At 70.3% G+C, this 12915-nt stretch carries 11 protein-coding genes; 2 read left to right on the top strand and 9 right to left on the bottom strand.

Annotation, left to right across the window (positions count from 1 at the left end; all coding sequences use genetic code 11):
- The first annotated feature begins 168 nt into the window (after nt 1-168).
- Nucleotides 169-1428, top strand: a complete 1260-nt coding sequence (locus ACSHV8_RS33945) for a DUF7402 domain-containing protein (RefSeq protein WP_436522516.1) — start codon at nt 169-171, stop codon at nt 1426-1428.
- 58 nt (nt 1429-1486) lie between these two features.
- Here ACSHV8_RS33945 and ACSHV8_RS33940 read toward each other — a convergent pair whose 3' ends face one another.
- Nucleotides 1487-2734: a hypothetical protein gene (locus ACSHV8_RS33940; protein ID WP_436522514.1), complete on the bottom strand. Its 1248-nt coding sequence runs from the start codon at nt 2732-2734 to the stop codon at nt 1487-1489.
- On the bottom strand, nt 2731-3249 hold the full coding sequence (locus ACSHV8_RS33935; protein WP_436522512.1) for a SigE family RNA polymerase sigma factor: 519 nt from the start codon (nt 3247-3249) through the stop codon (nt 2731-2733). The genes ACSHV8_RS33940 and ACSHV8_RS33935 overlap by 4 nt, the downstream gene beginning before the upstream one ends.
- Before the next feature lie 142 nt (nt 3250-3391).
- Between ACSHV8_RS33935 and ACSHV8_RS33930 the strand changes: the two genes are divergently transcribed.
- The gene (locus tag ACSHV8_RS33930) at nt 3392-4267 is read left to right on the top strand and encodes an SGNH/GDSL hydrolase family protein (protein ID WP_436537026.1); all 876 of its coding nucleotides are present in this window, start codon (nt 3392-3394) and stop codon (nt 4265-4267) included.
- 555 nt (nt 4268-4822) lie between these two features.
- Here the strand turns inward: ACSHV8_RS33930 and ACSHV8_RS33925 are convergent.
- The 7 genes from ACSHV8_RS33925 to urtA form a co-directional block, all read right to left on the bottom strand.
- Nucleotides 4823-6082, bottom strand: coding sequence for an MFS transporter (locus ACSHV8_RS33925; protein WP_436522510.1), 1260 nt, complete (start codon nt 6080-6082; stop codon nt 4823-4825).
- An 83-nt stretch (nt 6083-6165) separates the two neighbouring features.
- Entirely contained in the window at nt 6166-8082 is a 1917-nt protein-coding gene (locus ACSHV8_RS33920) for a S8 family serine peptidase (protein WP_436522508.1), read from the bottom strand.
- Nucleotides 8083-8159: 77 nt separating this feature from the next.
- The gene (gene urtE, locus ACSHV8_RS33915; protein ID WP_436522506.1) at nt 8160-8852 is read right to left on the bottom strand and encodes an urea ABC transporter ATP-binding subunit UrtE; all 693 of its coding nucleotides are present in this window, start codon (nt 8850-8852) and stop codon (nt 8160-8162) included.
- Nucleotides 8853-9587 (bottom strand): urea ABC transporter ATP-binding protein UrtD, encoded by a 735-nt coding sequence (gene urtD / locus ACSHV8_RS33910; protein WP_436522504.1) that lies wholly within the window; start codon nt 9585-9587, stop codon nt 8853-8855.
- Nucleotides 9584-10687 carry an urea ABC transporter permease subunit UrtC gene (gene urtC / locus ACSHV8_RS33905; RefSeq protein ID WP_436522502.1) on the bottom strand — a complete coding sequence of 368 codons (1104 nt, stop codon included), beginning with the start codon at nt 10685-10687 and terminating at the stop codon, nt 9584-9586. Before urtC ends, urtD begins: the two co-directional genes overlap by 4 nt.
- On the bottom strand, nt 10684-11571 hold the full coding sequence (gene urtB / locus ACSHV8_RS33900; RefSeq protein WP_436522500.1) for an urea ABC transporter permease subunit UrtB: 888 nt from the start codon (nt 11569-11571) through the stop codon (nt 10684-10686). Before urtB ends, urtC begins: the two co-directional genes overlap by 4 nt.
- Nucleotides 11572-11627: 56 nt before the next feature.
- Entirely contained in the window at nt 11628-12884 is a 1257-nt protein-coding gene (gene urtA / locus ACSHV8_RS33895) for an urea ABC transporter substrate-binding protein (protein ID WP_436522498.1), read from the bottom strand.
- Nucleotides 12885-12915: the final 31 nt, after the last annotated feature.

The following is a 12915-nucleotide window of genomic DNA, read 5'->3' as shown; positions in this document are numbered from 1 at the left end:
GCCGTCCGATCTTTGCAAGACCTTGCAAAGAGAACGTAACTTCATTCACTCAATGATTTTCTTTTCAAAGACGATTTGCGACGTACGGACGGAATCACCCGAACCGGCACTCGACGGTTTACCTCTCGCAGGTGTCCTACGAACGCACCGTCAGTGAGGAGAGCGCCGTTGCGCTGGACCAGGATCGCCGCGGCCGTGCTCGCCCTGGCGCCCGCCGCCGTGCCCGACCCCGCCGCAGCAGCGGCCGCGACCTGCACGAACACGATGGCGGTGGTCGCGCACGAGGACGACGACCTGCTCTTCGTGAACCCGGAGATCAGCGACGACATCGTCGGCGGGCGCTGCGTCACGACGCTCTACGTCACGTCCGGTGACGCCGCCCGGGGCCGGGACTACTGGCGCGGGCGCGAGGAGGGCGAGATGGCGGCGTACGCCCGGATGGCCGCCCGCCCTTCGCGCTGGACCGAGGACACGCTGATCATCAGCGGACACCCGATCCACCGCTCCCGCCTCGACGGCGTCCCGGTCACCCTGCTCTTCCTGCGCCTGCCCGACCGGGTCGGCGGCTGGCCCGACCAGACCCTGCAACTGCTCTGGCTCGACCCGCTGACCCGGATCCCGACCCTGGACGACGGGCCCGCCTACACCCGGACGTCGCTGCTCGCGGTGCTCGGCTCGGTGTTGGCCGGCTACCGTCCGCGGATCATCCGGACGCTCGACTTCCGGGGCGCCTACGGCGACGGCGACCACGACGACCACCACACCGTGGCCTACTTCGTCTGGGCCGCCCAGCAGCACTATCGCACCCCGCACCGGACGGTCGGGCACCTTGGATATCCGATCAGCCGGGAGCCGGCGAACCTGAACGCCACGCAGTACGGGACGAAACTCGGCTACTTCCTCACCTACGCCCCGCACGACCGGGTGGTCTGCCAGACCGCGGACTGGTGCACGCGCGGAACGTACGGCGTCTACGTCCGCCGCAACGTGCCGGTCGGCCCGCCGATCGGGCCCGGCCGCAACGTGGCCGCCCAGGCCCGGATCACCGCGTCCTCCGCGAACGCGGCGACCGTGCAGCTGGCGGCCAAAGCGGTCGACGGCCGGCTCGGCACCGGGCTGATCGGCGAATGGGTGACCGCCGGCGAGACCATCGGCGCGTGGCTGGACCTGCGCTGGCCCACCCCGCAACGGCTCGGCCAGATCGCCCTCTACGACCGCCCGGGCGCCGCATCGCAGGTCACGGCCGGTCTGCTGCACTTCTCGGACGGCAGCACGATCCCGGTCGGGGCCCTGCCCGACGACGGGTCACCGTTGATCCTGACGTTCGCCCCGCGCACGGTCAGCGGCCTGCGCCTCACCGTCACCGGCGTCTCGGCCGCGACGACCGACGTCGGCCTGGCCGAGATCCGCACGATCACCGCGCCGTGAAACGACGCCGGCCGGCGATGACGCTCGCCGGCCGGCATCCCCCGTTACCCCGTCACCCTCAGCGGCACGTCCACATGAGAGGGTCGTTCCCCATCTCGGGCCCGGCCTTGTAGCCGACGATCACGTGGCCGTCGGCGCTGATGCCGCGCACGTCGTAGGAGACGTCGAAGGACTGGCTCGCCTTGCCGTAGGCCGGCAACTGGATCGTCCGCGAACCGGTGAACAGGGCCACCGGCCGGCCCATCCCGGTCACCCATCCCTCCGGCGTGACCAGGTCGGCGCGGTAGATGTCACCCGGCAGCACCTCGAACTCCCCGGTGGAGATCCGGTAGCGCATCGGGGTGAAGCTCGTCGACTCCTTGGTCTCCATCACGGCGTCCCCGGCGACCCAGCCGTTGCTGATCGTTCCCGGCCAGAAACCGGTCGCCTTCCGCCCGTCCGGGAGCGTGGGCACCGGGAGATAACGGCCGGTGCCGTCGGGGAACCACACGTAGGCCGCCATCCTGGACAGATCCGGGCCGACCGAGCCGATGATCGTCCCGTCCTCGTCCAGGCCGCTCGCCGCGCTCTGCCGGGCCTTGGCCGGCAGCGGAAGCTTGACCGGGGCGGCCGACGCCGACGCCCAGCGGACCGCCAGCGTCTCCGGTGACGCCCCGACGGCGCCCACGATCACACCGGCCTCGTTGATGGCGACCGCGCCGGCATCGTTGCCGCGCAGCCTGGTGAAACGACCGTTCTGATACACGTACGCCGACTGATGGTCCTTGGCGTCGTAGCCGTTCGCGATGCCGACGCCGGTGCGGGTCATGTCCCGGATGTCGGCATCGGCGCCGGGCATGGCCGCCGTCGTCAGGATGGCCCCGTCCCTCCAGACGATCAGCTTCGAAGGCCGCCCGTTGGTCGAATAGAGCCGCCCGGCCGCGTACCGGCCGCTCGGATCACCGGAGGTGACCAGCGCTTTCTTGACCCCGTCGGTAGGCAGGCGGGCCACCTTGCAGGAGGTCACCCCGGCTGGCGCGGCCGCGGTCGGAACGGTCGACGGGGTGCTCGTCACGGTCGGGCTCGGATCCGGCCTCGGCGTGTCGTCACGTAGGGCGGAAACGGCGAACGTTCCGCCGCCGATCGTCACCGACGTCAGCGCCACCACCGCCAACCCCGACGACCAGCGGCGGAACCGGCGGCGGCGAAGTCCCTCGGCCATGGCCCGAGGAACATCGATTCCCGTACGGGGATCCGGCTCCTCCCGCAGCGGTTCGAGCAACCGGACCGCGCCCTCGTCGTCGATCATCACGTTCTCGTCCTTCATCCTCGGCTCCGGGCGACGGTGTTCTGTGGGAAACGGGGACCGAGCACCTCGCGGAGCCGGCGCAGCCCGTGCGTGGTCTGGCTCTTCACGGTGCCCTCGGAGCAGCGCATCAGCTCGGCGACATCCTTGATCGGGCGGTCGCACAGGTAGCGCAGCACCAGCACGGCCTGCTGCCGGGGCGGAAGCTCGGCCAGCGCCGCCCGCACCGCGGCCCGGTCCTCGGGCGCGTCCTCGTCGGCCGGTGGGGACTCCGGTGTCCAGTTGAGCAGGCGCACCTTCCACCAACCACGCCGCCGGTCGTCGAGGAACGCGCGGACCAGCATGGTGTGCGTGTACGCGTCGAGGTTGTCCACCCGGCGGATCCGCGGCCACCGGGCGTACAACTTCGTCAGCGTCTCCTGCACCAGGTCGTCGGCCTGGTGCCGATCCCCGCTCAGCAGGTACGCGGTCCGGCGTAACTCCTGGACACGCCCGTGGACGTACGCCAGGTACTCACTGTCCGATCCGTCCGACATGGCCCCCGCTTCCGGTGTTCACAACCTCTTCCGCATATCCGACGCGCTCGATCCGCGATTGGTTGTATGCGATTTTCCGGCACACCCACTTCCGCGCCGGGCCCGACAGATCCCCGGATCAGCACCTAGGCTCGGGTGAATGATGCTGCGCCGCTGGCACCTCGCTGTACTGGCCCTGCTCGCGGTCCTGGCCATGGCCTGCGAGGGCGGCGCCGGCGCGGCCGACCCGGAGCCGACCCGGACCAGGACGGCGAAACCGACGGCCACCGGCACGGCCGGATACCCGGCCTCGATGGCCGCGCTCGGCGACTCGATCACCGCCGGGGTCGGCAGCTGCCTGGCCTACCTGGCCTGCAGCCGCAACTCCTGGTCGACCGGCACCGGTGACGACATCGACAGCCACTACCGGCGGATCCTGGCCAAGAACCCGAAGATCAAGGGGCACGCGTACAACTACGCCGAGCCCGGCGCCGAGGCGAGCGCGCTGGCCGGGCAGGCGACCCGGGCGGTCGACGCGAAGGTGTCCTACGTGACCGTGCTGATCGGGGCCAACGACGCCTGCGCGGGGACGGTCGGGGGGATGACCTCGGTCGCCACGTTCCGCGCGAATGTGGACCGGGGGCTCGGCCGGCTCAAGAAAGGCCTGCCCAAGGCGCGTGTGCTGATGGCCAGCATCCCGGATCTGTACCGGCTGTGGCAGGTCGGCCGGGACGACGCCGAGGTGGTCCGGGTGTGGCGGGCCGGCGGGGTGTGCCCGTCGATGCTGGCCGACCCGGCATCGGATGCGGCCGCGGACGAGCAGCGGCGGCGGGCGGTCCGGGATCGGATCGACGCGTATGACGAGGAGTTGCGGGCGGCGTGCGTGAAGTACGGCAGCCGGTGCCGGTGGGATGACGGGCGGGTGCATGATGTCCGGTTCAGCATTGATCTGCTGAACACGTTCGACTTCTTCCACCCGAACCTCAAGGGCCAGAACAAGCTGGCCGAAGTCACCTACCCACCCAACTTCACCTGGTAAGTCCCGGTCCCGCGCCCACCGCATTCCGGCGCGCCCGCCGCAGCCCGGCCCATCCGCATTCCGGGCATGGCTGCTTTCGGGCGCGGCCGCATCCCCGCTCACGGCCGTGGGTGGTTGCGGTATTGCATCCCAGCCACCATCCGCTTCGGGTCACTGCTGCGGCCGCCACGAACGCTCCGCCGCTGGTCACCCCTTTCCAACCCCCTCGGGTACGTCCTCAGCCCCACCCAACCGCACCTCACCAGCCCAACCCAGCCAGCTGGCACTCACGGTCGCAAACCGCCCCGAATACAGCCCTGAGCACCAGCTGAGCCCAGCCAGCTGGCACTCACGGTCGTAAACCGGCCCGGATGCAGCCCTGAGTGCCAGCTGAGCCCAGCCGGCTGGTGCTCACGGTCGTAAACCGGCCCGGATGCAGCCCTGAGTGCCAGCTGAGGCCGGTCGGCTGGTGCTCACGGTCGCAAACTGGCCCGGATACAGCCCTGAGCACCAGCTGAGGACAGGGGGCTGGTGCTCAGGGCTGTTGTGGAGGGGCGGGTCTGCGGTGCGGGTGGGTCAGCGGGGGGTTCGGGTGTGCCAGGCGGCTAGGGCTGTGCCGATGAGGAGGGCGGCGGAGCTCAGGCCGAGGGACCAGTGGATGCCGACGACGGCGCCGAACAGGCCGACCGTGATGCCGCTGCCGAAGCGCAGGCCGTTGGCCGACATGCCGTACACGCCGATGACCCGTCCGCGGTCGGCCGGCGCGGCCATCAGCTGGACCACGGTCTGCCCGACGGACATCGACGCCAGGTTGGCGACGCCGCCCGCGACCAGCAGGATCACGGCCAGGCCGTAGTTCGGGGTGACGGCGAAGAGCAGCGTGAACAACCCGTACAGGGCGGTGCTGATCACCGCCGAGATGACCGTGGGTCTGATCCATCCGGTGGCTTCGAGGACGAGGCCGCCGAGGACGCCGCCGGCGCCGTTGGCGAAGAGCAGGATGCCGTACGCGGTTCCGGCGTTTCCGCTGCCCAGGTCGGTGGCGAAGAGTGGCATGGCGGATTGCAGGGAGGCGCCGACGAAGAACGAGCCCAGCCCGCCCAGGATGATCATGCTGACCAGGGTGTGGTCGGCGCGGACGTCGCGGAGTACGCGGACGGCGTCGGTGATCCCGACGCGTTTGCGGTCGCGGGGGACGCCGCCGTCCCGGGTGTGCCCGGTGAACCGGGTGCGGAACAGGAACAGGGTGAGCGGCAGATAGAACGCGATGTTGGCGAAGATGCCCCAGGTCGGGCCGAGCCCGAGCAGCAGGGCCGAGCCGACCGCCGGTCCGAAGAGCACGCCGAGGCTGCGGAACGTGGCGTTGAGCCGGACCGCGCTGGGGAGTTCGTCGTCGCCGACGAAGTCGTGCAGCATCAGCTGCTCGCCGGGTCCCCACAGGGCGCCGGCGACACCGTGCAGCACCAGCAGGACGCAGGCGTGCCAGATCTGCAGGGTGCCGGTCAGGAAGAGCACTCCCCACGCGGCCGAGACCAGCGCGAACAGCCCCTGCGCGATCTGGATGACGCGGCGGCAGTCGTAGCGGTCGGCGAGCGAGCCGAACCAGACGGACAGGAACAGGAACGGCACCCAGTGGCTGATCACCTGGAATCCGGAGAGCACCGGCGAGTGGAACTTCTCCCACAGCACCCAGTAGGTGATCACGTGCTCGATGTTGTCGGCCATCATGGCCAGCGCGGCGCCGAACAGGTACGGCCGGGCGTCCGGATTGCGCAGCGCGGCGAACCGGCGGGGCGCGGCGGGAACGTGCGCGGACTGGCCGCAAGCAGCACACATGACTACAGCCTTCTCCGTGCCGGGCTACCGGTCGCGCGAAGTGACCGGCTGAGTGATCGATGCCACCCGCGCCCGGCGGCCGGTCAGCGGCGGTACCAGGTCCGGGTGCTGGACGCGCGGACGTTGCCGAGCTTGTCGTACGCCCGGACCTGCACCTTCATCGTCCGCGCGACCTTCGCCGGGTTCACCATCAGCACGTACGCGGCCCGGGTGTCGGTGGCCACCACCTTGCCGTTGACCAGCAGCTGAACCTTGGCGATGCCGCTGGTGTCGGAGGCCGACGCCCGTACGGTGACGGTGCCTTTGACCTTGGCCTTGTTCCCCGGTGCCGAGGTGATCTTGAGGGTCGGGCCGGTGTTGTCCACGACGACCTTGCGGCCGATCGCGGACGTGTTGCCGGCCGCGTCGGTGAAGTCGATGCGGTACAGGCCGGCCGCGGTCGGCGCCGCGGTTTGCCGCCACAGGCCCGATCCCGCGGTGTGGGCCATGGTGACGCCGTTGAGCTTGACCGAGACCAGGTCGTCGCCGTCCGGTGAGGAGAAGACGACGGGTGCGGCGCCGCGGACGTGCGCGCCGGAGGCCGGGGTGCCCGGCTCGAACTTCCCGGTCGGGGCGACCCCGTCGAACCGTACGAGCTCATAGGTCTCGCCGAGACGCCCGGCGTAGTCGTAGGCGCGCAGGCTCACGTAGGTGGCGTAGTCCTGGCCGGGGGTGGCCTGCAGCCGCGGCGCCGGCAGCCCGGTCCACCAGCGGGTCGTGGTGCCGGAATGGATCACGTCCACGTGTTCGATCGCGTGGTCGTCGACGATGTCCGGCGTGATCGCCACCGAGGCCGGGCCGACCGTGGCCGGGAGCCCGCTCGCCCGGATCGTCGGCGGCAGCAGGTCGTCGCCGCCGGCCCGGAACATCATCCCGGCCGCGTCGAGCAGGGGCGGGTCGGTGCCGAGCGGGTCGAGGCGCCGCGCGTTCGAGGTGAGCGCGGTCCGGACCCAGGCGCTGGTCGTGGACGAGGCGGCGGCCCAGTTCAGGGCGGCGGCGCCGGCGACCACCGCGGTCGAGGCGGACGTGCCGGTCAGGACGTGGGCCTGGCCGTCCGGGCCGAGCGCGGTGAGGCCGTCGACCGCCGCGATGTCGACCCAGCCGTTCCCGGTGGGTGTGCCGCTGTCGGGCGTGCCGTCCGAGGAGACCGAGCCGACGGCGAGCGCGGCACTGTTCGCGGCCGGGTAGGCCGTGCGGGCCGGGTCGTGCCCGGCCGACGCGACCACCAGTGAGCCGAGGTTGCCGGCCCGGGTCAGGGCGTCCTTGAACACGCCGGCGTTGACCGGCGCACTGGCCGAGACGTTGATCACCTGCGCGCCGGCGCCGGCGGCCCAGGTGATGCCCGCGGCCAGGTCGGCCGCGTGCCCGGTGGCCCGGCCCCCGGCCGGGTCGTGGCGCAGCGCCCGCACCGGCAGGATGCGGCACTGGCCGCAGACCTGGGCGGCGATCCCGGCGACGAGGGTGCCGTGCCCGTCCTCGTCGGCCGCGTCACCGTCGTCGTCGACGGCGTCGTAGCCGGACCGCAGCCGGTCGGCGCCGAGGCCGGCGGTGGCCGTGACCCCGGTGTCGACCACGGCCACGGTGATCGCCGGGCTGCCGGTGCCCCACGTCCAGGCGCCGGGGACCTGGTTGACGGTGAGCCGGGCCCGGTTGGCGTCACCGGTGTCGCCGTCGGCCGTCACTTGCGGATCGACCTCGGCGTAGCGGACCTTGGCGTCGGCCTTGAGCCCGGCCAGGACCGTGGTGACCTGATCGCCCGGCACCTCGACGGTGATCGCGGCCAGGTCGAACAGGTCGCGGCTGCCGAGCACGGCGTCCCCGAGCGGGGCGAGCACGGCCGCCCGGTCGGCGCGCGACACGAGACCGACGTCGAGCAGCACGGAACTCTCGGCGGCGGTGGCCGGCGCGGCCAGCACACCGAGCAGCAGGGTGGGAACGAGACAGGTAGCAACGACGCGCATCAAACGGCCCCCGTGACCAGTGATCACCCGGCGGAGATCGAGCACGATCATAGGGTGTGCTGGTCCGGGGGCCTACATCAGACGGTGAGGGCTTGGCGGACCGTGGTCTCGGCCTCGCTGCCGCCGTCGCCGGTCGAGGTGACCCGGCCCGCTTCCAGGACGTAGTACCGGGCGGCGGCGCGCAGGGCGAAGCCGACGTGCTGCTCGACCAGCAGGACCGACATGCCACCGCGGGCGGCCAGGGACAGGATGGTCTGCTCGATCTCGGCGACGACCGACGGCTGGATGCCCTCGGTCGGTTCGTCGAGCAGCAGCAGCCGCGGCCGGGTGATCAGCGCGCGGGCCAGGGCCAGCTGTTGCCGCTGGCCGCCGGAGAGCAGGCCGGCCCGGCGCCCGAGCAGTTCCTTCAGGGCCGGGAACAGGTCGAGCGCCTCGGCCATGGCCGGTTTGCCGTCCTTGCGGCCGTCGGCCACCAGCTGCAGGTTCTCCAGGGTGGTCAGGTGCGGGAAGCTCTGCTGGCCCTGCGGGACGTAGGCCATGCCGCGGGCCACCCGCTCGTGCGGCGCCAGGCGGGTGATGTCCTCGTCGTCCAGCAGGATCGTGCCCGACCGGGGTTTGAGCAGGCCGACGGCCGCCCGCAGCAGCGTGCTCTTGCCGGCGCCGTTGTGTCCCAGGACCGCGGCCACCCCGTCGGCCGGCACGGTGAGCGAGACGCCGTGCAGGACGACGCTACGACCGTACCCGCAATGAAGGTCGTTGAATTGAAGCATTTAAGCCTCCACCGAATGTCCGAGATAGACCTCCTGGACCCGGGGATCGGCCTGGACCTCGGCGACCGTTCCCTCGGAAAGGATCTTGCCGGCGTGCATGACCGTGACGGTCCGGGCGAAGCGCCGCAGGAAGTCCATGTCGTGCTCGATCACGATGACCGTGTGGTCCCGGCTGAGTTCGCCGAGCAGTTCGCCGGTGGCGTCGCGCTCCTCGTGGCTCATCCCGGCGACCGGCTCGTCGAGCAGGAACAGTTTGGCGTTCTGGACCAGCAGCATGCCGATCTCCAGCCACTGTTTCTGCCCGTGCGGCAGGGTGCCGGCGAGCTGGTCGCGGACCTCGGTGAGCCGGATCGTCTCCAGCGCGTGCTGCACCTCGGGCGGCACCGACGTGCGGCGGCGCAGCAGCGTGAGCGGGCCGCGACTCCACCCGGCGGCGATGTCCAGGTTCTGCAGGACGGTCAGTTCCTCGAAGATCGTGGAGTTCTGGAACGTCCGCCCGACGCCGAGCCGCGCGATCTTGTGGACCTTGCGTCCGAGCAGCTCGTGCCCGTCGAAGGTGACGCTGCCGGTGGCCTTGGCCAGGCCGGTGATCGCGTCGATCAGGGTGGTCTTGCCGGCGCCGTTGGGCCCGATGATGAACCGCAGGTCCCCGGCCGGCACGTCGAGATCGACGCCGCCTACGGCGACGAACCCATCAAAGACGACATGCAGCTTGTGTACGGACAAGCCGGTCACGCCGCGCTCACCTCCTTCGCCGTGCGGCGACGCCGCAGGAACACCGCGAGCGACGCCAGTCCGCCCGGAAGGAAGACGACCGGGAGGATGAAGAGCAGCCCTTCGAAGTACGTCCAGGCCGACGGGAGCCGCTCCGACAGTGCCGTGCGAGCCCAGGCCACGGCGATCGCGCCCAGCGCGGGCCCGACCAGGCCGGCCCGCCCGCCGACGGCGACCCCGATCACGAACTCGATCGACGGCACCACGCCGATCATCGCGGGCGAGATGATCCCGACCGCCGGGACGAAGAGCGCGCCGGCCAGTCCGGCCATGCCGGCCGCGACCACGTACGCGACGAGTTTGACGTTGGCCGGGTCGTAGCCGAGGAAACGTACCCGCTCCTCGCCGTCCCGGACCGCGACCAGCAGCTCGCCGTAGCGGCTGCGCATCAGCTGCCAGGCCAGGCCGAGCACCGCGAGCAGCGCCGCGGCGACGACGAAGTAGATCATCCGGCGGTTGATCGGGTCGTTCAGGTCGTACCCGAAGAAGCCCTGGATGTCGGTGAGACCGTTGGTGCCGCCGGTGGTGCCCTGCTGCCCGATCAGGAAGATCGCCAGGGCCGCGCAGAGCGCCTGGGAGAGGATCGCGAAGTACGCGCCGCGGACCCGGCGCCGGAAGATCAGCAGTCCCAGCAGCAGCGCGACCAGCATCGGCAGCAGGACCGTGGCGGCCAGCGCGAACGCCGGGTTCGCGAACGGCTTCCACCACCAGGGGAGCGCGTTCAACTGTCCGTACAGCTGCATGAAGTCCGGCAGTTGCCCGGGACCCGCGTCGGCCAGCTTGAGGTGCATGGCCATCGCGTAGCCGCCGAGGCCGAAGAAGACGCCCTGTCCGAGGGTGAGCATGCCGCCGCGGCCCCAGGCGAGACCGATGCCGACCGCGACGATGGCCATGCAGAGGTATTTCGCCAGCAGGCCGAGCCGGAAGTCGCCGAGAAGGACCGGCGCGACGCCGAACAGCACGACGGCGGTGAGCCCGAAACCGATCAGGGCCTGAAGCCGGCGCGGCGACGGCGTCGCCGGGGTGTGGACCGCGACCGGCGGATCTTGGAGGGTCGTCACGCCAGACTCCTTGTCCTGAGGGTGAACAGGCCCTGCGGGCGCCACTGCAGGAACGCCACGATCACCACGAAGACGATCACGCTGGCGACGCTGACCGTGGTCGTGTACTCCACCATGGACTGCACGATGCCGAGCGTGAAGGCCACGATGACGGTGCCCTTGAGCTGGCCGATGCCGCCCACGACGACGACCAGGAACGCGTTCACGATGATGTTGGTGCCCATGGTCGGGCCGATCGGGCCGATCAGGGTGAGCGCGACCCCGGCGATGCCGGCCAGGCCCGAGCCGATGAAGAAGGTCAGCCGGTCCACCCGGCCGGTGGCCAGGCCGGAGACCGCGGCCAGGTCCCGGTTCTGCACGACGGCGCGGATCCGGCGGCCCAGCGGGGTGGTCTTCAGGCCCACGGTCAGCGCGACGACCGCGGCCAGCGCCAGGACCAGGATGAACACCCGGCTGCTGGAGATCACCAGGTCGTCGGTGACGTGGATGCTGCCGGTCAGGAACGACGGGGCCGTGGTCTGCACGTTGGGCGCGCCGAAGACGTCCCGGAACACCTGCTGCAGGATCAGCGAGACACCCCAGGTGACCAGCAGCGTGTCCAGCGGGCGGGCGTAGAGCCGGCGGATCAGCAGTACCTCGATCAGGACGCCCATCAGGCCGGCGACCACGAACGCCACCGGCAGGGCGATCAGCAGCGAGAACCCGGCCCCGCTGATCACTTTCTGCAGGACGTAGACGGTGTAGGCGCCGGCCGCGATCAGCTCGCCGTGCGCCATGTTGATCACATTCATCTGACCGAAGGTCAGCGAGAGTCCGAGAGCGATCAGCAACAGGACGGCGCCGATGCTGATGCCGGTGAAGAGCTGGCTGAGGACGAGAGTCACGGTGAACCCTTCCAGCGGGCCGTCCTCTCACCCGAGGACGGCCCGCGTCTAGAAGATCAGGACAGCCCGGTCGCCCAGGGGTAACCCTTGAGGTACGGGTCCGGCTTGATCGGCTCGCCGGAGTTCCAGACCTCCTTGATCAGGCCGTCGTCGCCGATCTGGCCGATCCGGGCGGTCTTGTAGATGTGCTGCGTCGGGCCGTCCACGGTGACCTTGCCCTCGGGGGCGTCGTAGGTGATCCCGCCGGCCGCGGCGGCCGCCTTGACCTTCTCGACCTCGAACGAGCCGGCCTTCTCGACCATCGCCTTCCACAGGTAGACCGAGGTGTACGCGGCTTCCATCGGGTCACTGGTCGGCTTGTCGGCGCCGTACTTGGCCTTGTACGCGGCCACGAACTTCTCGTTGGCCGCGCCCGGCGTGGTCTGGTAGTAGTTCCACGCGGTCAGCTGACCGGCCAGGTACTGCGTGCCGATGCTCTTGACCTCCTCCTCGGCGATCGAGACGGAGACCACCGGCATCTTCTCGGCGGTCAGACCGGCCGACTTGTACTCCTTGAAGAACGCCACGTTGCTGTCGCCGTTGAGGGTGTTGAACACCGCCGACGCGCCGGACGCCTTCACCTTGTTGACGATCGTGGAGAACTCGGTGGAGCCCAGCGGCGCGTAGTCCTCGCCCAGCACCTTCATGCCGTTGGCCTCGGCGTACGCCTTGATGATCTTGTTGGCCGTGCGCGGGAAGACGTAGTCCGAGCCGACCAGGTAGAGCGAGGTCTTGCCCTGTGCCTTCAGGTAGTCCAGGCCGGGCACGATCTGCTGATTGGTGGTGGCGCCGGTGTAGAAGATGTACGGCGACTGCTCCAGGCCCTCGTACTGCACCGGGTAGAAGAGCAGCGACTTGTTCTTCTCGAAGACCGGCTTGACCGCTTTACGCGAGGCCGACGTCCAGCAGCCGAAGACCGCGGCGACCTTGTCCTGGCTGATCAGTTTCTGCGCCTTCTCGGCGAAGGTCGGCCAGTCGGAGGCGCCGTCCTCGCTGACCGGCTCGATCTGCTTGCCGAGCACCCCGCCGGCCGCGTTGATCTCCTCGATGGCCAGCTTGAGCGAGTCCCGGACGGTCACCTCACTGATCGCCATGGTGCCGGAGAGCGAGTTGAGCAGGCCGACCTTGATCGACGACCCGGACGTGTCGATGGCCGCGCCGGCCGTGGAGGAGGTGCTGGTGTCGGAGGTCTTGGCGCCACAGGCGGTGAGGGTCGCGAAGGCCGCCACCGCCGCGACAATGGCCGCTGACCGGCGGCCGCGAATCCTGAACATGAAGTCTCCTAGCCTTTTTCGGCTCGAATTT

Source organism: Actinoplanes sp. HUAS TT8, from assembly GCF_051380535.1.
In the GTDB taxonomy this organism is placed as follows: Bacteria; Actinomycetota; Actinomycetes; order Mycobacteriales; family Micromonosporaceae; genus Actinoplanes.
The sequence above is the reverse complement of the archived record's forward strand: the minus strand, read 5'-3'. Positions and strand labels throughout refer to the sequence as shown.